General features: G+C 34.5%; 17 protein-coding genes and 1 pseudogene. 6 read left to right on the top strand and 12 right to left on the bottom strand.

The genetic code is table 11. The features are described from left to right. Positions 1-324: 324 nt before the first annotated feature. Both MHH73_RS01140 and MHH73_RS01135 read right to left on the bottom strand, forming a co-directional pair. Positions 325-1,512, bottom strand: a complete 1,188-nt coding sequence (locus MHH73_RS01140) for a DUF4317 domain-containing protein (protein WP_341064094.1) — start codon at positions 1,510-1,512, stop codon at positions 325-327. A gap of 279 nt (positions 1,513-1,791) precedes the next feature. Continuing rightward, on the bottom strand, positions 1,792-2,391 hold the full coding sequence (locus MHH73_RS01135; RefSeq protein ID WP_191816864.1) for a TetR/AcrR family transcriptional regulator: 600 nt from the start codon (positions 2,389-2,391) through the stop codon (positions 1,792-1,794). A 186-nt stretch (positions 2,392-2,577) separates the two neighbouring features. On the opposite strand from MHH73_RS01135, the gene MHH73_RS01130 reads away from it, so the two are divergent. Beyond that, entirely contained in the window at positions 2,578-3,315 is a 738-nt protein-coding gene (locus MHH73_RS01130; RefSeq protein ID WP_191816865.1) for an SDR family NAD(P)-dependent oxidoreductase, read from the top strand. Between the two features lie 109 nt (positions 3,316-3,424). On the opposite strand, the gene bla is transcribed toward MHH73_RS01130, so the two are convergent. Beyond that, on the bottom strand, positions 3,425-4,279 hold the full coding sequence (gene bla, locus MHH73_RS01125) for a class A beta-lactamase (protein ID WP_341069601.1): 855 nt from the start codon (positions 4,277-4,279) through the stop codon (positions 3,425-3,427). A gap of 153 nt (positions 4,280-4,432) precedes the next feature. On the opposite strand from bla, the gene MHH73_RS01120 reads away from it, so the two are divergent. Further along, entirely contained in the window at positions 4,433-6,220 is a 1,788-nt protein-coding gene (locus tag MHH73_RS01120; protein WP_341064092.1) for a BlaR1 family beta-lactam sensor/signal transducer, read from the top strand. After that, on the top strand, positions 6,221-6,610 hold the full coding sequence (gene blaI, locus MHH73_RS01115) for a penicillinase repressor BlaI (protein ID WP_191816868.1): 390 nt from the start codon (positions 6,221-6,223) through the stop codon (positions 6,608-6,610). It begins immediately after the preceding gene. Positions 6,611-6,925: 315 nt separating this feature from the next. On the opposite strand, the gene MHH73_RS01110 is transcribed toward blaI, so the two are convergent. Beyond that, entirely contained in the window at positions 6,926-7,654 is a 729-nt protein-coding gene (locus tag MHH73_RS01110) for a CPBP family intramembrane glutamic endopeptidase (protein WP_341064090.1), read from the bottom strand. A 264-nt stretch (positions 7,655-7,918) separates the two neighbouring features. Here MHH73_RS01110 and MHH73_RS01105 point away from each other — a divergent pair, with 264 nt between their 5' ends. Together MHH73_RS01105 and MHH73_RS01100 are read left to right on the top strand one after the other, a co-directional pair. Next, positions 7,919-8,125, top strand: coding sequence for a helix-turn-helix transcriptional regulator (locus tag MHH73_RS01105; protein ID WP_341064089.1), 207 nt, complete (start codon positions 7,919-7,921; stop codon positions 8,123-8,125). Next, a complete protein-coding gene (locus MHH73_RS01100; protein ID WP_191816871.1) occupies positions 8,122-8,421 on the top strand; it encodes a hypothetical protein in 300 nt (99 codons plus the stop codon). The genes MHH73_RS01105 and MHH73_RS01100 overlap by 4 nt, the downstream gene beginning before the upstream one ends. Positions 8,422-8,652: 231 nt before the next feature. Here MHH73_RS01100 and MHH73_RS01095 read toward each other — a convergent pair whose 3' ends face one another. The 3 genes from MHH73_RS01095 to MHH73_RS01085 form a co-directional block, all read right to left on the bottom strand. After that, positions 8,653-11,979: a hypothetical protein gene (locus MHH73_RS01095; RefSeq protein ID WP_341064087.1), complete on the bottom strand. Its 3,327-nt coding sequence runs from the start codon at positions 11,977-11,979 to the stop codon at positions 8,653-8,655. A gap of 56 nt (positions 11,980-12,035) precedes the next feature. Next, positions 12,036-13,061 (bottom strand): DUF916 and DUF3324 domain-containing protein, encoded by a 1,026-nt coding sequence (locus MHH73_RS01090; protein WP_341064085.1) that lies wholly within the window; start codon positions 13,059-13,061, stop codon positions 12,036-12,038. Between the two features lie 76 nt (positions 13,062-13,137). After that, positions 13,138-13,806: a WxL domain-containing protein gene (locus tag MHH73_RS01085; protein WP_341064084.1), complete on the bottom strand. Its 669-nt coding sequence runs from the start codon at positions 13,804-13,806 to the stop codon at positions 13,138-13,140. Between the two features lie 587 nt (positions 13,807-14,393). Between MHH73_RS01085 and MHH73_RS01080 the strand changes: the two genes are divergently transcribed. Then, on the top strand, positions 14,394-14,702 hold the full coding sequence (locus MHH73_RS01080) for a DUF3784 domain-containing protein (RefSeq protein ID WP_341064083.1): 309 nt from the start codon (positions 14,394-14,396) through the stop codon (positions 14,700-14,702). Positions 14,703-14,894: 192 nt separating this feature from the next. Here the strand turns inward: MHH73_RS01080 and rpsI are convergent. From rpsI to MHH73_RS01055, 5 genes and pseudogenes are all read right to left on the bottom strand, one after another. Next, a pseudogene (gene rpsI, locus MHH73_RS01075) lies at positions 14,895-14,960 on the bottom strand (30S ribosomal protein S9); the annotation flags it as partial. Between the two features lie 281 nt (positions 14,961-15,241). Further along, on the bottom strand, positions 15,242-15,721 hold the full coding sequence (locus MHH73_RS01070) for a Mov34/MPN/PAD-1 family protein (RefSeq protein WP_341064082.1): 480 nt from the start codon (positions 15,719-15,721) through the stop codon (positions 15,242-15,244). Further along, positions 15,714-17,534 (bottom strand): HesA/MoeB/ThiF family protein, encoded by a 1,821-nt coding sequence (locus MHH73_RS01065; protein WP_341064081.1) that lies wholly within the window; start codon positions 17,532-17,534, stop codon positions 15,714-15,716. The genes MHH73_RS01070 and MHH73_RS01065 overlap by 8 nt, the downstream gene beginning before the upstream one ends. Beyond that, the gene (locus MHH73_RS01060) at positions 17,531-18,607 is read right to left on the bottom strand and encodes an SMODS domain-containing nucleotidyltransferase (RefSeq protein ID WP_341064080.1); all 1,077 of its coding nucleotides are present in this window, start codon (positions 18,605-18,607) and stop codon (positions 17,531-17,533) included. Before MHH73_RS01060 ends, MHH73_RS01065 begins: the two co-directional genes overlap by 4 nt. Before the next feature lie 21 nt (positions 18,608-18,628). Next, positions 18,629-20,155, bottom strand: a complete 1,527-nt coding sequence (locus MHH73_RS01055; RefSeq protein ID WP_341064078.1) for an SAVED domain-containing protein — start codon at positions 20,153-20,155, stop codon at positions 18,629-18,631. Between the last annotated feature and the right edge of the window lie 537 nt (positions 20,156-20,692).

The following is a 20,692-nucleotide window of genomic DNA, read 5'->3' as shown; positions in this document are numbered from 1 at the left end:
TGTTGAATTTAACTTCAATGTGATTGGGACATAATGATTGCTACCAAAAATGAATCCGTATGATTAGATTCTTTACCTTCTATTAGTTTGGATTATTTTATATGGTTTTTATACTCGTAGATATTTTCCGATGTATCATTCTCCAGGAGTAAAATATACGCCAGATTAACTTCCTAAGAGTGCGCTAATATAATTCATGTATTTTGAGGGATTTATTTTAGAAATGGGGAGGGTAGAACATGTCATAACCTATGGCGATTCACCTGTAAATCATGTTTAACCGCCTTATATTTGGGGCTAAGGCGGTTAATTTAATGGGATATTTTATTCTTCATCTTTTACTTTGTTAAATATTGCTTCTGGAATCATTTCAAAGCCTTCAATCACTGTGTTTTCTTCCACTTCGATCATTAGACAAAGCTTGCCATCCACATGCATTTGACGGACATAGCGCAAATCCTGCGGACAAACAGAAATATCGGCTACTTTTGTTTTGATTTTAATAGACTTAGAAGTATACTTCGGCACAATACTGGTTGCTTTCAGCTCATAATTTTCATCATCAATTACCTTTTTGAAAGCTGATTCTACCTTTTGTCGATCGACATCCTGCACACCGCTAGTCGTTAGCACCTTTTCCACATCGCGATAGTCCAGTTTCGGGGCATCAGGTTCTTCATTCTCTTCCACAACCCGTTGGATTTCATCGAATACATTGGCGAGTATCGATGTATTAATCTGGTTGCCTGCAACATCCTTTACAATTTCCTCAAACACAATCTTATCGTCTTGTGCTGTCATAGCTTCTTCAGCATTTAATACTTCTTCAATGAAATGATAATCCAGCTCATATGGTTTTTCTGCTGAATAGAGTACATGATTCACATCTGCAGCATGATCCGTAAAGCTAGGAAATAGAAACCCGCCAACTGGTACTTTCAAATTGATAACAGGATCTACGACAAAGTGATACTTGAATTCCTTCTCCACATAGTCAAACAGTAGCTCTTTTTTTGGATCCATCGTCTTATTGATACTGCATAAGATAAAGGGGTTGGCATAGACTGTATCTCGGCTGCTTTCTTCGGTCTCTGCGTTACTCCGCTTCGTAGGCTTAAAATATTCACCATGTATAAACGTAACGACAATATCCATTTCGTACTGCTTATCCTTCAACATCTTTTCTACAAGTTGCAACATCTGCCCTTTCCATTCATCCGTATCATTGGTTAGTATCCCTTGATGAAGGATTAGTTGGCTACTATTCTCAGCATTTCGCTGGAATTTCAATTCAAACAACTTCTGATCCAACTGGCCTGTCAGTACTTTTTTAAAATTCGTTAAGAAAAGTTCCTGCTGTTCTTGTTCAAGCATCTCAAATGGCGTGCTTTGATGGTGATATACTTCACTAGATTCTTTCATTATATAAACATTAAAAATATCTTTAATCTTTAATAGATCATTATTCATCTTAAATTGTTTTTTAAAGTCAGCTATATCTTTTTTATTCAAAAATGGATTCTCCCTTAATTCATTATCCAAACCATGGATCAATCAACTAAATCGTACTTTTCATTTTAACATAATTAGATGGGCGAATGGATGACTAATCTTCATAGATTATTTCCAAAATAAAGTACAATAAAATAGTTTGTGAAAATATGCACAAGCAGTTATAATAAAAATATAAATCGATTGTGAAACATTGAACATGATTAACCTGAAAAGTGGTTCCAAAGGAATATAGTCCGAACAAGCGTGTAATAGAAGAACCTACTTTTCTTGCCACTTCTAATGCTTATTTATATATTTGACCGAAGCCATATGTGCCTGAGATAGTATGATAATTTCTTTTATCAATTCTTCTTTTGATATTTGGAAGCCTGTATTAATCCAATTAGCTAATAACCCGTAAAATCCATAGGCTGTGTAACGCTTAAAGTAATCCATATTTACCGGGAGATCATTAATTGTTTTAAATTCAAACCTCTCCTGATATATCGTAAGTATGGTTTGTGGAAACCTAGTATGCAGTTCGGGAATGGTGTCAACATAGTTGATTAAATCATAAAATTCCCGATTGTTATAAATGGATGAGATGATATGAAAATAGTTATTATCCAATAAATTTGTACTAACCTCTCTCTTATTTTTAAAAGGTTTCTCAAAGGATTCTTCTAATGCCGATAGATTGGTAAACAAGAGGTCATCGGCTAATTCAAATTTATCTTTATAGTGAACATAGAACGTACTTCGATTATATTTTGCATACTGCACGATATCTTTGACAGAAACAGAATGGAAGCCCTTTTCTTTCGTTAAGGCAACCAGAGCCTGTTGAAGGTGCATCTTCGTCCGATCTCTTCTTGGGGTAGACCAATTGTTTTGCATTCGCTCCTTCTCCTTATGCAACAAAATTTTGCTGGTTTATAGACAATTATACCTAATATGTCTAATGAATACACACTTGCAATTTTATTGCTGATTGAACCTATCCATCATCGTATTATAATTTATATTTGTAAACACTTTCAATTTAGGTGTATTGACACATTTATTATAATAGGGGGAAGAAACATGAGCAAACTACAAGATAAAGTAGCCGTTATTACTGGTGGAGTATCTGGTATCGGTGCTGCAACTGCAAAATTATTTGCTTCAGAAGGGGCAAAATTAGTCCTTGTTGATATGAACGAAGAAAAAGGTGCTAATTTTGCAGCTGAATTAAAATCACAAGGGGCAGAAGCAGTTTTCCTTAAAGCTGATGTTACAAGTGAAGAAGAAGTTAAAAATATCTTTACTACAGCATTAGATACTTTCGGTAAAGTTGATATTTTATTTAATAACGCCGGAATTGGCTCTGTAAAACCAACTGAAGAGCTAAAATATGCAGAGTGGAGAAAAATAGTAGAAGTAGACTTAGATGGAGTATTCTTAGTTGCACAAGCTGCTATTAAAGAATTCTTAAAAACAGGAAGCGGTGTGATTGTCAATACAGCTTCTATGTATGGTTGGGTTGGCTCACCTGGAAGTGCGGCATATAACGCTGCCAAAGCAGGTGTCGTGAACTTAACTCGTTCACTTGGATTAGAGTATGCAGCACGTAATATCCGTGTAAATGCACTTTGCCCAGGGTTTATCGATACACCAATTCTTGGAGAAACAGATAGACAAGGTTTAACTGCGGCTACACCAATGAACCGTTTAGGTAAACCAGAAGAAATGGCAAAAGCAGTATTATTTATGGCTAGCGATGATTCTTCTTTCATGACTGGTAATAGCCTAATTATTGATGGTGGATATACAGCACAATAATTATAAATAGAGTAAGGAACCCATTTTGACTTATGGTCAGAATGGGTTTTTTTATGTCCTGCTGTAAACAGCTACGGACAATCAAAAATCTTAATCACACTTTCTTATCTCAATTGCCTTGAGTCAATGTTTCAATTACAATCTTCGTTGCTTCGCCAATCAATTGATCATCATATTCGGCTTCTTTTTCCTGCTTATTCGACAATATGGCAATCACAATTGGTTCATCATTAGGTGGCCATACAATCGCGATATCATTCCTTGTGCCATATGATGCGGCACCACTTTTATCACCAACAATCCAATCTGTCGGTACTCCTGATTTAATTAAGGTATCACCAGTTGTATTTCCTTTGAACCACTCCTGAAAAATTTCTCTTTTTTCTTCCGATAATTCATCCGTTAATCCAAGCATTCTTAAATTTGTCGCCAATGCTTTAGGGGTACTCGTATCTCTTGTATCTCCAGGAGTTGCTTCATTTAATTCTGTCTCCAATCGGTCCATCTCTGTCACATCATCTCCGATTGCTCTTAGGGCTTTTTCAAGCTGAGCTGGTCCACCTAATTCTGCAAACAATAAATTCCCCGCTGTATTATCGCTATATTGCATAGCTGCTTTCGCAATCTCCCTTACTGTCATGCCCTCATCGACATATTTTTCTGTAATCGGTGAATAAGTAACAAGGTCTTCTTTTGTGTACATTCTTTTTTCATCTAAGATTGATATCGGGTTTTCCTTTAATAAAACCGCCCCCGCTAACGCCTTAAATGTCGATGCATACGCAAACCGTTCGTCTTCTTGATAGGCAACCGTTTCTTCATTACCTGTATCAATAGCGTATACACCTAATTTAGCACCATACTTTTCTTCTAACTGAGCAAACTTGCCAGACGACACATCCTCTGCCTTCACTTCCCCACCATTCACTTCATTTTCTTTAGAACAACCGACGAGTAATAACATAGCAACAAATAAACCAACAACCATTTTTTTCATCTGAAAACCCCTCCCTAAAATTAATAACAGATTACGTTTGTAGTCTGATTACATCTGTAGTACAATATTACATATGTAATCGTAATTGTCAAACTTTTTTTATTTAAAAAGGAGGTGGGCGTGATCTTTATAAGCTTCTTTCTCAACGGGTTGATCATTTCCACTTTTTCAATCCTTACCATCCTACTTATTCGTAAATGGATGAAAAACCAAATAAAAGCACAATCACTTAACCACTTGTGGATATTGCTTTTCCTAACACTGCTCATTCCTTTATGCCCTATACCATTACCTTCTATGTTTTCCGAACAACCGCAAATACCAGAATTACAAAAGGAAGGTACAACCATCCCAGCTGAGGAAAACCAAAGTGTAATGACAAACGAAATCATCAGAGATTTCTCTGTTTCTGTACAAAAGATTGATTTCTCGATCTTAAATGTGCCGCTTATGATTCTATGGCTACTCGGCGTGATTGTATTACTATCTTTACTTTTGAGTAGCTTTTTCGCACTTAACAGGTTAAAGTCACAAACACAACCAGTTGAAGACGCAAATATTGAAGCTCTTTTTCTATCATGTAAAAAAAGACTAGGAATCAAAAGGAATATCGATGTCCGCTATTCAACCGAGACTCACTCACCACTCATTTTTGGCCTTTTTCATTCTGTTGTCGTCATCCCCAAAAATGCGCAGAGCTGGTTAACCAAAAAGGACTATGAGAATGTCTTTCTACATGAGTTAAGTCATTATAAAAATAAAGATTTACTTATAAACTATGCGATGATTTTCTTCCAAGTCATCTACTGGTTCAACCCGCTTATCTGGATTGCCTCAAAAAAAATGAAGGGTGATAGAGAAATAGCGTGTGATGAGGCGGTTTTACAGCTACTCCATCACCATGAAGCTGTCGTTGGTTATGGACATACCATGATTAATTTCGCAGCTACTATGCAAAAGAAGCTACCAATAACCGCAGAATTCACAAGTGGCAAACGACAAATGAAAGAACGAATCGAGCGTATTGCTGGCTTTCGTACACAAAAAGGATACTCTTTGCGCAAGACTGTATTTTTCTATGTACTAACCATCTTTATTTTAACGATGCAACTGCCAGTTGTATCGGCACTTGAGCTAGGAAAAGAAGAAAAGTATGACTTTCAAAACGAGGGCATCATCGAGCGGAACCTCTCTCCGTTCTTTCAAGGATTTGCAGGAAGCTTCGTCCTTTATGATGAAGCGAAAAACCAATACATCGTTCATAATCGTGAGAAAAGTATGCAGCGGATCTCACCTGATTCGACCTATAAAATCTTTAGTGCTTTATTCGCACTAGATGCAGGGTACATTACGGAGCAAGCATCCACCCTTTCATGGGACGGTGAAAATCAACCATTTGCAGCTTGGAATCAAGATCACAACTTAGCATCTGCCCTACAAAGCTCTGTTAACTGGTATTTCCAACGCTTGGATACAATGGCTGGTGAGGAAGCGTTACAAGCCAATCTTCAACGTATACATTATGGCAATACCGATACTTCAGGAGGCGTAAAAGACTTTTGGAATGAATCGTCTTTAAAGATTTCCCCAGTTGAACAAGTCGAACTCCTGCAATCTTTTTATCATCATCAATTAGGATTTAAAAAGGCGCATACAACAAAGGTGCAAGATGCACTTTTAATGGAGAGCCATACAGGTAACCGCTTATATGGAAAAACAGGCACAGGTACCATTAATGGCATAAACAAAAACGGTTGGTTTATAGGTTACGTCGAAACAAAGCAATCTACCTACTTCTTTGCCACAAATATTCAAGACGACGGAGAACCAGACGGGCAAAAGGCAATACAAATCACGAAAGATATTTTGAAAGAATTAAGCATTTACGAAAGCAAGGAGGCACAATAAATGGGGAAAGCATTACCGAATATCTCGGAATCCGAATGGGCCATCATGAATGTCCTTTGGAATCACTCACCACAAACCGCTAACGATATCATCCAATCGTTACAAAAACACACAGATTGGAAACCAAAGACCATACGGACACTGCTCGACCGTCTCGTGCAAAAGTCCGTCGTAGCTGTCGACAAAAGCCAGAAAGTGTACACCTTTTCCCCACTCTATTCCCAAGAAGAGTGCCAAAAGGCAGAAACACAATCATTCATCCAACGCATCTATGGAGGCACACTCAAATCCATGCTCGTCCACTTCATCCAAGACGAAAAACTATCAGACAAAGACATCAAAGAACTACGTACGATATTGGATGAGAAGCCTGATGATACAACAAAATAGCAACTAAAAAAAGGTATACAACTCGTAAAGACAGCATTTACTATGACAATGCACCTGAAGAGAACAGAGGCAGATGGTTTAATTTAAGCTGTGCATTAAATTGCCCACTCGCTTTTTCCTGATTGGAGAAAAGAGAAGTATCTAAACAGCAACTCATTAATAAGCCTGTCCTCCCTAAAGATGTAGCTGATACTGTTGTTTTTATGATTAACTGATAAAGCCAAGCATTTTTCCATCTAAAAAAACAAAGAGGCGACACAAACTGCCTCTTTGTTTCGTATTGAAAAAATACTACTCTTCATTTATTTCGTAAGCTTAACTTTGATGATCTCCTAATTTGGCAAGATAATCAATTAAGAAGTGTAAAACAATTAACGGAATAATTGATCCTAAAACAATATAGAGACTTGAAAATAAGAAACCTACAATAGAAGTTCTTATAACCCCTATCCAAAACCCTTGATAAGTATGTGCTAATCCAAATATAAAGGCTGCAACAATTATTACGCCCCAAATTGATAAATTAGGAAACAAATAGGATAGTGCAAAAATCAAGAAACCCCTATAAAGAACTTCTTCCGTTATCCCTGCACTCAATGATACAAAATTCCACACTTTTTTCTCTTTATCATTAACTGGCAATATCGGAGTAAACTCATAATTCTCCATTTCCCTCGCTTTTTTTATGGATAGTTCACGCCTAATTTTAGAACTTAAATAATATCCAAATATATAGTACAAAACTAAACAAAGATATAATACGCCTAAAGTTAAAATGATGTAACTAAAAACAGTACCTAAAACAGATGTATTAAGTTTAAGTGATGTGAAGCCTATTTGCCCTAAAGACAGTTCTGTCAGTAACACCAAGCCAAGAATAAAAATGATCGGCAGCCATGATCCATATATTATTTTGTAGTAGTACTTTAATCTTGCATGCTCTTTTATCCGTACATCCTTTATAAATTTTTGAAAGTCTAAGTATCCAATCATCGGATCATAAAGTAATAAGGTAATTAAAATAATCCAAAAGCCTATTTCCATCCTATCATCCTCCTTTGCAGGTTGTGAATTAATATTACCAGCTCACGCTACGTGAGATTCAAGAGAGGATTTAATATTATGATAATTATTTATACTTATATTGGATTATTTTATATTCCATTCATTTTATTGAAGTGCTTGTAATTAAAATCTTTAAAGGGAATCATCTAATATAAGAAATTTTATTGTCGTATATACTTTACATTATGTAAAAAATAAATTACAATCAACGTATTCAAACACCATAAAGAAAAGAGGTACCATATGTTAGAAAACTATATATCTGTGGGAAGAGCTGAGAAGAAATGGACCCAACAACACTTAGCCGATGCCGTGGGTGTTAGTCGTCAAACAATTGCAGCCTTAGAAAAAAACAAATATAACCCTTCATTGAAATTGGCATTTAAGATTTCTAATTCATTAGGAAAAGAGATTACAGAAGTATTTAAATATAAGGAGGATGTTGTATGATTACGTTAACCACAACCCTGATTATAGGGTTAGCATTACTTGTTATTATTTCAGAAATATACAAAGCCAATTTTGAAAGAAAAAAGGAATCAATGGATGAAAGAGGAGAGTTATTAATTTTTAAAACTAAATCTTTTTCGTATTCAATATTAACAGGAGGAATCCTTCTTGGCGTTGCATTAGTAGCCATATTAGATATGATTCATAGAGAGTATTTTATTTATTACGTAATGATTATATTCTTTATTCAAAGTATTGCTTCCTCAATATATTTAGCTGTAGCAAAACGAGTATAAAAAACCAAATACAACACTTTGAATAGTTCATTCTCAAAGTGTTGTAAATTGGCATTTCGGATGTTTCCATATAGAACCAGTAGGAAAAATAATTCGTCTATTTGGTATTTTGTGTTTGTTTTTTCAATTCGGTTTTAAGATATAACCCTATAAAGTACTTAGATTCCACAGTAAACCCAAGTCCTGTTCTTACCATTTTCTTTTTCACACACGCTTCTAACATAAATCAGGTTATTCTTTTGGTCCTTCCGAAAGGTTCCATTCAATTACTGCTGTATAGGTTTCACTTTTTTTAATCGGTGCTCCGCCTATTACTCTTAAATTTAAACCTTCATTAAACTCATACTCTATGTTACGTACGCCATAAGTCGTAAGCTCATCATTAACGTAAGCAGGCACTGAAGTATCTTTTTGTAATATATACTCTACACCCTTTTTATTCGTGAAAATCAAATCTGAAAATAATGGGTCACCTGATGAAGTCTGAAAATCTGATATTAATGTTGCGTTAATTTGCCATTTCTTTGCTTCCGCTTCTTGTAAGGTATCAATCACTTGGAAAGCAAATGATTCGTTTATTCTATTATATGTGGATGTGGATGTTGGAATGTCATTGACACCAAATTGTATACTTTCAGGTACTTTATTCAAAGTTAATTCTTCATTTTGAAATTCGATTTCCAGTTGAGGTAAATTCATTAAAGGGAAAGCTTTTGACTCACCTTCAACCATATAGGTACCCGTAATTGATGCCCCAGGAATGGTTATCTTGGTGTCAAATATATTCTTGAATCGATAATTAAGCACAACCATTATCTCATCATTTGGTTGCAATTCATTAGACTCTAACAATGCCCCTAAATTTAACTTTCCTTTACCATTCTCAAAAATTATATCCTTATCTAAAGATTTTTCTTCTCCATTGACATAAACTGTTAGAGAATCAGCAACATACTCAGCAGCAATATCAGTGGGTAAGGTCAGATTGAGTGTGGGATCATACAATACATTTGAATCACTTTCATTTTCAAATTGAATAGTATGTCTAATGACCTCATTTGTGATAGCAGTAATTTTAGAACCAGATTCTTCCGTCCTTAAATTTGAAAGTTCTTGTTTTCCATTGATTACTGGCATATCCAAAACTGTGATATTCAAGCTTTGTATGGCTTCCCTATTATAATTATCTCCGATTTTAATGAGTACTTTATGATAACCTTCATTTTTTATAGCTGGTATGGTAATGGTTTCATCGTGATATATCTCGTTATTATTATTTTCTTTGCTTTCAACTACTTCTTGGAATGCCCCCTCATCAAGTGAGTAGGAAATACTTATACTTTTACTTGTCTCACCTTTCCATTCTAAAGGAATATCAAAACTTTTCCCTTTAGCAATCTCCGTAGTTTTCATGTTCTTTAACTTTAACTCCGGACTTTTCGCCTCATCAAGTACTTTAACATTAACCGGGCTAAGGGCGATTCCATTATTATCTTTTCCTGAAATACTTACAGTTGATGGAGTATTTAATTGTAGTGAGGTAGGTGTATGATCCAGACTAGCTCCATCTGTTTCATTGGTTCGATCAAAGAAGTTAACCACACGATAGAAACGGGATTTATCTAATTCATTAAACCTATGTTTATATAAATCTAAAGTTAGTTCACGACTTCCGATTGAACCTGGCAATGAAGTCGTTACTCCCGTTACCTCTTCAAACCCATCTATGGTTGTTACATTATACTCTTCTTCATTATCCCATGGAGAAATATAATGACTCCAAGTAGGGACACTATCAGTTACAGAAATTTTGGGGTTACCAACTTGATCAGGTTTTACATATACCGGCGCACCAGAAACATTTTCCCAATATGGAATTCCCAAAAGGGTTTTTCGTTGTTGTAAGTTTGCTACTTGTTCTGAAGGATAGAAGTCAACAGAAATTCCTTCAATTAAATTATTGGGGCTAGGTGGTAATTTTCCTTTTGTTAAAACATTTCCTTCTGATTCATCTGTTGGATGACCGTTTGCAGTAAGGGTCTCTACATCCACTTGAATTCTAAATGATACTGGAAAATTCTTCAGATCCATTCCTGCGGTAGTGATAATATCCCAGACAGCATGAGCAATTAAGCTAAAGAAGTTCTCGCTACTATTACTAGGGCGAATAGTTAATTCTAATGTGGAATCATCTACTTTACGAAAGTTATTTCTTGTTATTGAAAATGCACTAGAGTTTCCAATAATTAATTCCGAGCTGGTGTAATTTATAGCCTCCAACATTGAATCTGCAGAAAAATAATCTGGCAAATTAAGATATACTGCAAAACCTAATCCACCGTTCATGATTGTTATTAGTTGAAAGATATTAATGACTTCAAGTAAATTAATATCCAACCCGACGCTTCCATTCCAATAGAACTCTAACTCCCCATTTGCCCAGGGGTCAACTGAGTCATCTTCTGGACTATACGTGATATCTATACTAGAGCTATGTTTTAATGGGTTAAATAAGACCCTAGCTCCAGAAACATCATCATTTAGATTTAATCTATAATTTCTTGGATCTGTTTCCCATATATTCATTGGACTAATATTCAAGGTCGAAATAGACTGCTGATTGAATAATAAAGGCTCTTCTACACCTTGATCGACTGAGTTGTCAGCCTTTCCTTCATTATCCTCTTTCAATGTTGGTTCATTATTTATATCTGGTTCATTATTATTCTCTTCATTTGTCGAATCAGAATCTATTAAGGTATCCTTTGATTCGTTTTCATTATCCTTATTTATATGAACCGACTCACTAGTTATTTGATCAGTATGCTCATTTTTATTCTTTTCACTTTCTTTATCTTCGTCGCTATCATTATCTTTATCAATCGTTTCACTTTCTTTATCTTCATCGGTATCATTATCTTTATCTTTATCAATCATTTGACTTCCTAAATCCTCAGTTTCTTCATCCATTCCTTCATCTGATTCATCTAATGGTTTTTCTTCAATTACTTGGTTTGTCTGATCATCCTCTGGCTTATCCTCAGCTTCCTTTGAACCTTCCTCTTTCTTTTCTTGGATCGTTTCCTTGTCTTTAACTGTAATTTCCACCGTATTTGATAAAGTACCAGTATTGGCTTCGGCAAAAATTCGATATTCGCCTTTTTCTAGACCTATTAAATGAATTTCGACTTTCTTATCATCAGCCTCCATTGTACTCATGACTACTTCTCGTTTTTCTTGGTTATAACTTATAATATTTTCATCATTAATATTTTTTTCCGTTTCGACATACTCCATTCCTTCAGGTATCTTGATCGTTTCTACTTCATGTCCAGTCGTTTCTACTTTTAAAGTTGTTTGTTCATTAACATGCAATTCACTTTTTGTGATTTGAAGATTAATTGTTTCTTCCGCAGAGGTGAAATGAACATTAAAATAACCTAATGCATTCATTTGTTGCAACAAAAGGACAATAACAATGGCAACAATACCAATTTTAGAGTAATGAATTAACGATCTCTTTCTTTTCCTCTTTGGAGTTAAACGTTGTTTTCTCACGTGAATATCCCCTCCATTTCAGATTAGATTTTTATACTCTAAAAAGGATGGCACGATCATTGTTTCTCTGATTCACTTTTTTTGTATTTTTTTATAAAAAAAACCAACAAAATCATCACTATTAAAATGATTAACCCAAAAATAATATAGTAGAGATAATGATTATCCTTTTCTACCTCAAAGACAATATTCTCGTTTAGGTGATTTGCCGTCTGACTATCAATAGCAAACTCTTCAGAAAACTCCCAAGTATGTTCTCCTGAACTAGCAGTCATTTCTAATCGATAATTTCCTGGTTGAATTTCTTGACCATCAAGGGGAAGGCCATAATCAAAATTGGAATTTGGTGCCATGATCATATTTTCTGAATGATTTTCAATATATAGATTATCTTCATAGTAAACTGTTGAATCTATTGAAAGGCCACCTATTATTGTAGGAGTTGGATTTTGAAGATTTACTTCAATTATAGGAAAAGTATTTCTAGAATCAGCAAAAATCTGTTTCAAGACAAGATTTGGAGTAACCGGGGAATCACCAACTCTTAATACAATAGCAATACTATTAGATACTTTATTTTTCACCTGTAACGCTTCATCCATTGATTCTTCATCATCACTTTCAACATAACTATAAATGCCGCCCAATAATCGACCTTCAAATGCCTCCTCAGGCATACTTAATTGGATAGGTACGCGAATCTTAGAGTTTGGAGGAACCACATATTTCTCTTTTTCTAAAGTTGCAATTTCACGAAAATCAAACGGAACGGACTCGTCCAATGTAGGTTCTAAATTAGAATAATCGATCGTGCCTCCATCACTAGTCGTTGCAGGAGTGATATGAATGAAATAGTTCTTCTCTTCAGAACTACTATTATCTAATTCAACTTCAATCGTTTGTTTTTGCCCAGGAACCATCATGAGATCAAAATAACCAATATTATCTTGAATTTGATTATCTGGAATAATTGCTTTGATCTGAGTTGTCCCTTCACTATTCGCTTGAACCATGATTGTTGGAATACCAATTATAAAAAGAATTGGAAAAAGGCTTGAAAAAGTTTTTAATAGTTTTTGCATAAATATAGTCTCCTATAAAAATAAGAGAGTACATTCATACCCTCCTAATATAATGGTGTATTTTCATTACAGTAAATTATTCAGTTGGTCCACTGGAAATTGTCCATTCAAGTTCAGCTTCATAAGACCCAGCACTTACACCAGCCGGTACCGTTAATGAAATGTTTTCATTCGTTTCATTTTCTGTGTAGTAAGTAGATAACCATGTGCCTAGTCCATCTCCCGCATCTTGAGTTGAAAGGATGTTTTGAGCAGCATCTGTAATAGTTATATCACTTGCAACAGGTGCATTAGAACTATTTTTACCAACAGATTTGACAGTAGCATTTTGGAAAGTTAATAATCCCTCAAAAGAATTTGTTCCATCCGTGAAACCTTGTGTCATCTTTACAGCAACATTCCAACCATCTGAATCCGCACCTCTTTGCTCTGTAACTTGTAGGTAGGGTAGTTGATTGTTTGCTTCATAAGTTTCTTGTTGTGTAGGTACTGTGTGCATACCAAACTCAGCTTTAGGAACAACATCAACAGTTAATGGACCTACTTGAGTAGTTGGGATAATATCGTTGTTATTTCCATCATCATCTTTTTCTCCCCCAGGTTCATTAGGGATAGTAGTATTCATTTCAAACTCTACAGTAGCAGGAGATTCAAATGGTTCCTGGACCTCAGCTGCAAAAGCTGTCTGAGAAACGAACATACCCCCTAATAAAACACCAGCTATACCCAAAAATTTAAACTTCATCAAATAATCCCTCCTCATTTTTTGTTTACACAAAAAATGTTAGCATAATAAATCCATTATAGTCTTATCAATAAATGACCGTATTTTCTTATATATTGAACATATGAGGGATGACTTACCTTATTGAACTATTTTTCTAATATTATTGCTTACATTAATATATATTTTCAAAAAAATCCTTATTCACAATGGCTTTTTATGTTTTAAAAACTAAATTCTTATCATTTTTATGTTCAAGTTTTTTATTTCTTGTACGAAAATTAATAAAAAAATGAAAAATAAATAAATGAATAATTGAATTTCTAAATTTTTTAACCAACAACCATGAAAAAACAACCTTAAGTGATTGTTGATATTGAACTACTTCGTTTTTACACGGATATGTAGTTAGGACAAACCTCAATTTATTGCAATGAAACTAAAATAGAAGCAAAAACGTACATACTTATGAGCGATTTAATATTCATTCCCTTATTTACTAATGATTTAAACCATTATCGATCTTAAAAAGCAATGTTGTGCATTTATGTCATCTGCCTTTTTTAACGTAGGTATTATTAAATACTTCACTTTCCGGAGGTGTTCACATGTTATTGTTAAGCATTGGTATTTTTTGTTTTACTGTTTTAGGTGTGTTTTTATTTTATGGAAAAGGAACGTTTCTCATTGCAGGATTTAACACACTACCCAAAAAGGAGAAAGCAAAATACGATCAACAGGCATTGAGTAAATTCTATGGAAAAACGTTGTTAGCTTTGTCAGTAAGCATGATACTCTGGTTAGTAAGCGATATACTACAAAACAATTTACTACTCATCATTGGTTTGATTTTATTTACAGGTATTATTATCTTTAGCTTAGTGTATTCTCGATTTGGGGATCGGTTTAAAAAGTAGGGGAAAGAACTGATTTTAGGCAAATACATTCACTCGAGAAGTCTTTGATAAAAATAAAAAACCTTTGAAATAATGCTAAGTTGAATTTCTCAACCAGTTGACTGTCACTAATATGCCATTGACAGCTTGCTGGGCACGTAGCATAAAAAAAGACCCTCAACCATGGTTGAGAGCCTTGAAACGATAATAAAATTAACGTTTTGAGAACTGAGGTGCACGACGAGCGCCTTTAAGACCGTATTTTTTACGTTCTTTCAGAAGTGGGATAAATTTACATTTTATGGAATTTAAAAACCCGCATTATATCAGCATTTTTCCTCTTTTGAGTTCCGTCTGATTTTAACCTATTTTAGGCAAAGGGTATTCAAAGGGTATTCAAAAAAGGGATTTAAAATATATACGCTGGCAGGCTATATATAGGGAACATTTATACGATTCCTCATTTTTTAGGTTTATTTTTAATTTATTATAATAATTGGATTATATATTTACTTATGTTTAGTACATTGTTGCTGTTCCTTCAAGCAACACATTTATAATTATTCACTAATTAAATACACGAATGGCTTCCCCTTAGGGAACACATAACCGCTATACTCCCATAAATCAGATTTCCCTCCGACTATTAATAATATCGGTTCAGGACACTTATAATTCTCATTATTTGAGATATTTATCATTTGTTTAATATCTTGAGAACTTAGGTTTGAACTACTACCCGGGTGATAATGCCATTCACCAATATAAAACTTTTTTTTGAACCACAATCTATCTAATTCCCCTTTTACTCCATTTGTTCCTCGTGAAAACCATGTTGGGCCACTTTTTGAATCTGGTGGAGCGACTATGATTCCAGAAACATCTGCGCATTTAAACTCTTCTGAATAGCTGCCAACTAAAATACCTCCTGTTTCATTTGGAAATGATAATTCACATAGCTTTTGGACTTCAATCAATATTTCATTAGGGATACTTATTTTAAACCTTTGATTACTTTCAGTAAAAATTAGATTATTCATCACATACCTCATTATTAATTAAATCTAATCCACTAAACGTCCCATTATCGTCATTCTGCTCATATACACTAAATAACGGCTTTTGTCTTTGTCTATAAATTATTTCAAGTCTCTTTACTGCCGTTGCAGCCATTATCCAAACATCATCGATCCTAGCAGGGAAAAGTGGATGCCAACATCCTAGACCTTCTCTTGGTAACTCTGTTTCCTCATACCAGCTTTTTTCCTCCTGTAACCAAGGATCTATCACCTTTCTAAATAAGTCATATCGGAAGCTTGAACCGCAATTACTAAAGGTATATAGCCTTTTTCCACCATATCCTAATGAAATAGAAATAAATTGTTTTGTCGTTGGCCATTGATATTGTTGTAAGTACTCTAAGACCTCATCTTCTCCCGTGCAATCTAATATCACTCTATACTTTTTTAACTCACCCATATTATTTTCAATAACATCTTTTAAAGTTCCAGAATAGTATGCAACCTTAGAATGAACTGAAGTTTTATTAAGACGGTTAGCCAATGATTCTACTTTACTTCTTCCCAGATCAGTTACTAGCAAATTGTGTCGAGTGAGGTTACCCATTTCTAAAATGTCGTAATCAATAATCCCCAATTTTTCCACACCCGCTCTTGTTAGTAACTCCCCAATAGAGGAACCCAACGCACCTGCACCAATTATTAATATTTTTGATTCACTGATAGACTCTGGTAACATTCCACGACTCATAACAGCTTTTTTTGCCCAATTGTATGAGCGCATCCACCTTATTCTTTCTCGACCATTAACATTTATTTTGTGATTATTTTTTTTATTACCGTTTATATTTATCTTTGGAATGAGACTATTATCTTTTAAAAGGGGGATTTCAATCCCTTTCCAAAATATTTCTGTGAACTCTTCATTTATTTTTCTTTTAATAGGAAAGCCTATTAAGAGAATGTGGACTAATTTATTTTTATAACTTTGCTTTTTTTTGACCTGTTTCATTATATTCCCTAGGTCAATTCCTTGTTCTCTACAAATTTTGGTGAGTTCTCCCCAAGTCGATGGAGCTTGCCAAGGTTTAAAGTGAGGCATTTCGTTTAAAAGTATCCAAGAACCCAAGATACGATCATTACTTTTAAAATCGGTTGGATAGTATCCCCAATTTACATTTCTTAAGCATACACCATTAAATTGTTTGAATCCCCTTACTAAAAAAATTCCACAATTCAATATTGAAAAGGTGGCGAGCCCAAATTTAATATTTTTTGAATTCCAGAACCTAAATGATTGTGTAGTCTCAGAAAACCCTACCTTTAGTGATGACCATTCTGGAAAGTCAACCATCTCAAAAGGTTCATCTTTCAAAGTAAGTTTATTTCTTGAAGCTGCTATTAACCATTCTATTGCTCTTGATATATACCAAGCTAAACGCATCTCATCTTGAAATGGTTCTTCACTAGGAGCGAGATTCCCTAATGTTCTGACATTTGTATCAAGACATAATAAACCACTTCTCCAAGGGTGGTCACTGTAACCTTCTCCATTATACATTTGATGTGGGAAAGTTACATTTATACTATTTTTTTTAGAAGGGTAAATACTAATACTCCCCATAGGGTAATTATCATCGATTAGCACATACCATTCCGTGCTTCTGGGTATAACTGATGCCTCTATTTCGTCTGAGTACAAACAGCAATGAAGAACCCATTTACTGATGGGTTCTCGCCAATCTAAATCATTAATTAGTTCTATACCATTTATAAATTCAATCGCTCTACGGCCCTTTAGTAATGAATCACTTGGAACTCTCTTTGAACTCACCCGAATCTACCACCTGACACTGATGAAGTTTGTTCAGTTCGTGGCGTAAATCCGTTCTGTGATTTTTTCGCACTTGATGGCGGCTCTGGAAACTTAGATCCAAATAACTCTCTCCATAATTCAATACTTTCTACTTTATCTGTACTATCCAATGCTTGTCTTGCAAGTGAAGCAGCTTCCATAACTAAATCATAGAATTCTTCATATTCTTCTTCAGTAATTCGTTTAAATACATCATGCTCTGGTACACCATGATCTTTTAAAGCCGGCTTTTCCGGATACTCTGAGACAATGTTTTCTAAAGTAAATGTTACACCTTCGGCAACTGAATCTATACCATCTGGGCAACATGTGCCTACTAAATGTTCTAATGGATAACCCTTTGGGTATTTTGGATCAGGGTTTAACTTTTTCCACCACTTTAAGGCTTTTACAACATTTACATAATGTTTATTACAATCAGCATTCTTATTCCAGGTCCATTTTATCTGAGCTAATGGGTCTGTTTTTTCCCACTTACCAGCTTCTCGATCAGGTATTAATAAAGGTTCTGTTTTCCATGCTGGTTCATCAGCAGCTAGTTGATTATTAAATCGCCATGATTTAGAAAGAGACCAGTTCTCTAGTTCATCTATTGAAAATGAGTTCAACACACTTTCTGTTGTTAATAGCTCCTTTTGGGACTCTGAGGGAGCAGAAGTTATTACTAAATCTAACTCAACATGGCTTAGTTCAATTCCAATAGATCTACCTTGCATTTTGTATTTTCCTTCATAATATTTATCTAAAAAAGGGATAAATAGGTCTAACGCTTCTTGAGGAGTATACTCATCAGCATCTAAGTTTGTAACGACTATAACGTCCACATCAGACCTATTTCCATTCTTAGGTCGAACAGCTGTCGCTCTCCTATAACTTCCCTGTAAGAAAGTGCTCACAATAATGGAAGATATCTCTTCATCTTCTAATAGCCTTTGCCTTAAAGTGCTATGTCCGCTCTTTAAATTACTCTCTTGATTTTTTGTTAATCTAATATTCGATAAAAAATCATTAAAATAAGTTTTAACTTCCATTAATAGTCGGCTCCTTCGTTTTTAAGGTAAATTAATTGTCTTATTATACTCTTTTGATAATTCAAAGTCATATTCGTATAATGTTACTCGACCGAAGTTTCTTGATTGTTGCCCTAAGAAGAACCAAAACCCATTTGGTCCTGAACCAAAAATATGATAGCAGCGTTTCCTGTCTTCTTTTGGGAGTTTATTCAATGTTAAAGAAATAGCATTAGCAAGGTATCTAGCATGTATTCCATCTTGAATTGTATTAAAGCTTGGACCATCTTCAAAATAGAATCTTACGATCGATTTAATTGATAAATTATTGCTTCTTATATACTCTTGTACATCATCAATAGCTGAATGGGTCATTTCTATTACTATGACTATATCACTTCCATTGTCATCAATGATTTCATGCTCGACTTCCCAAAAAGCGTATTGCTCTTTTGGAACACTAGAATCTGCTCTCCATATTTCCCTCCCATTTAACCCCTTCTGTATAGGAACAACATTTACACCCGACTTTGGATCAAGATAAAAACCAGCTGTATAAGCAACACTTGAATGTGTATCTAGATATATACAATAAGAACGGCCTTCAATTAAATGCCTCTCTATAAAACTTTCTACTAATAATCTAATATCTTCATTCCAACTATATTTATCTTTAAGAAAACGGCCATTAAAATAATCTAGTAAACATATCATTGCAGAAGTGTCATTTTCCATATTTTCTGCTCTCCATTTGAAACTCCTTATTCCTACAGGACTCTCTTCTGCTAGCATAATTTTCTTACCTGACCACAAGCACTCTTCCTTACAAATTTTTATTAATTCTTCCTTATTAAAGGTTGTTGTCCCTTCTTGAAATAGTCTTTTCAACAAACTGATATACGGATGAATACGTTGTGTGTGATTATAAGGCTTTAGCCCTACCGATGTAAGTTGTGCATTTAACATATTCACTAATATTTCATATTGATGAAAACCGCCCCATATTTGTATTGGTTTTAGAACATCTCCTAATTCCTTATCTTCGGTAACTCCTAAATGAGCTTTTAACTTATTCCTCAAGTCGGATACATACGATTTGGTTTTCCCGTCAAATAAGGTTTCTTCTTTAAAGCGACCCGCTTTAGTATCTATGATTTTAAGTTTAGCTAATTCATCATCAGGATGAATTGACCAGGGGGTAACTAAAATTGCAGTGCCTGTTTGATTGGCTTTGTTTAAAATAGGTAATGCCTCTTTAACCTTTTCTAAAAAAGAATGCTTAGTAGCATTAATAAATTTTGGGTTCATCAGGTTATCAGCTGTTATATGCCCTCTATAGTCAACATGATATTTAACCTGATAATACTCTTTATATATTAGGTTTCCACTAGTATCCTTTATCGGTTCTTTATAACTAACTACAACATCATCCAGTGACTTTATTTCCGAATCCTCATAAGATATCTCACCTATATTAGAGTAGTCGCTTAACATTTCACATGCTTTTAACCAAAAGAAAAGTATTTGATAATCATCACCCAAATTGCGTGCTTTTATTGAATCAGCCATTGTTCTTCTTTCACCTACAATTTCTCAAACTTTTCTTTTATTTTCTCATAACACTCTCTTATTCTCTACAAAAATTTCCATATATACATAAAAATCCTCAGTGAGAAATATCGATTGAATATTGACAATAGAGCCAAGAGAGCACATTATTAAACGAAAATTAGAGTATACCTCACGATAACGCAAGGTATACTTATACTATTTTTTACGGTAATTTTGATAGTTTTATAGAAATACAACCTACTTCTTTCAATTAAACAAGAGAGGGAATAATTAAATGCGAGAGCTTCGAAGACGTCAACAAGCACTTACAAACGATAACGTGACTTATTAAACTGATAGCCATTTTATATGTTTCGTTAGTTTTTTAATAACAGAATGTGATACGGAAAGTAGCATAGGAAGTTACATACCATGTGACATGCTGTAAACATATAACATTGCGCTTATGATATACCATATACGAAGTGAAATATGGTGCGATCTATTGTAGTCCTATTTTTTTGTGTGTACACCATGTCGTATGTGGTGCCCATT

It is taken from the genome of Cytobacillus sp. FSL K6-0265 (genome assembly GCF_038003465.1).
Taxonomy (GTDB): Bacteria; Bacillota; Bacilli; order Bacillales; family Cytobacillaceae; genus Cytobacillus; species Cytobacillus stercorigallinarum.
Note: the sequence above shows the minus strand (reverse complement) of the source record. Positions and strands in the feature narration are given on the sequence as shown.

What these genes read in the sequence shown, in the direction of transcription:
- MHH73_RS01135 (WP_191816864.1), bottom strand. Translation starts at nt 2,391, where the DNA reads ATGCAAAACAATTGGTCTACCCCAAGAAGAGATCGGACGAAGATGCAC.
- MHH73_RS01110 (WP_341064090.1), bottom strand. Translation starts at nt 7,654, where the DNA reads ATGGAAATAGGCTTTTGGATTATTTTAATTACCTTATTACTTTATGAT.
- blaI (WP_191816868.1), top strand. Translation starts at nt 6,221, where the DNA reads ATGGGGAAAGCATTACCGAATATCTCGGAATCCGAATGGGCCATCATG.
- MHH73_RS01060 (WP_341064080.1), bottom strand. Translation starts at nt 18,607, where the DNA reads ATGGAAGTTAAAACTTATTTTAATGATTTTTTATCGAATATTAGATTA.
- MHH73_RS01080 (WP_341064083.1), top strand. Translation starts at nt 14,394, where the DNA reads ATGTTATTGTTAAGCATTGGTATTTTTTGTTTTACTGTTTTAGGTGTG.
- MHH73_RS01100 (WP_191816871.1), top strand. Translation starts at nt 8,122, where the DNA reads ATGATTACGTTAACCACAACCCTGATTATAGGGTTAGCATTACTTGTT.
- MHH73_RS01130 (WP_191816865.1), top strand. Translation starts at nt 2,578, where the DNA reads ATGAGCAAACTACAAGATAAAGTAGCCGTTATTACTGGTGGAGTATCT.
- MHH73_RS01105 (WP_341064089.1), top strand. Translation starts at nt 7,919, where the DNA reads ATGTTAGAAAACTATATATCTGTGGGAAGAGCTGAGAAGAAATGGACC.
- MHH73_RS01085 (WP_341064084.1), bottom strand. Translation starts at nt 13,806, where the DNA reads ATGAAGTTTAAATTTTTGGGTATAGCTGGTGTTTTATTAGGGGGTATG.
- MHH73_RS01090 (WP_341064085.1), bottom strand. Translation starts at nt 13,061, where the DNA reads ATGCAAAAACTATTAAAAACTTTTTCAAGCCTTTTTCCAATTCTTTTT.
- MHH73_RS01055 (WP_341064078.1), bottom strand. Translation starts at nt 20,155, where the DNA reads ATGGCTGATTCAATAAAAGCACGCAATTTGGGTGATGATTATCAAATA.
- MHH73_RS01070 (WP_341064082.1), bottom strand. Translation starts at nt 15,721, where the DNA reads ATGAATAATCTAATTTTTACTGAAAGTAATCAAAGGTTTAAAATAAGT.
- bla (WP_341069601.1), bottom strand. Translation starts at nt 4,279, where the DNA reads ATGTTATTACTCGTCGGTTGTTCTAAAGAAAATGAAGTGAATGGTGGG.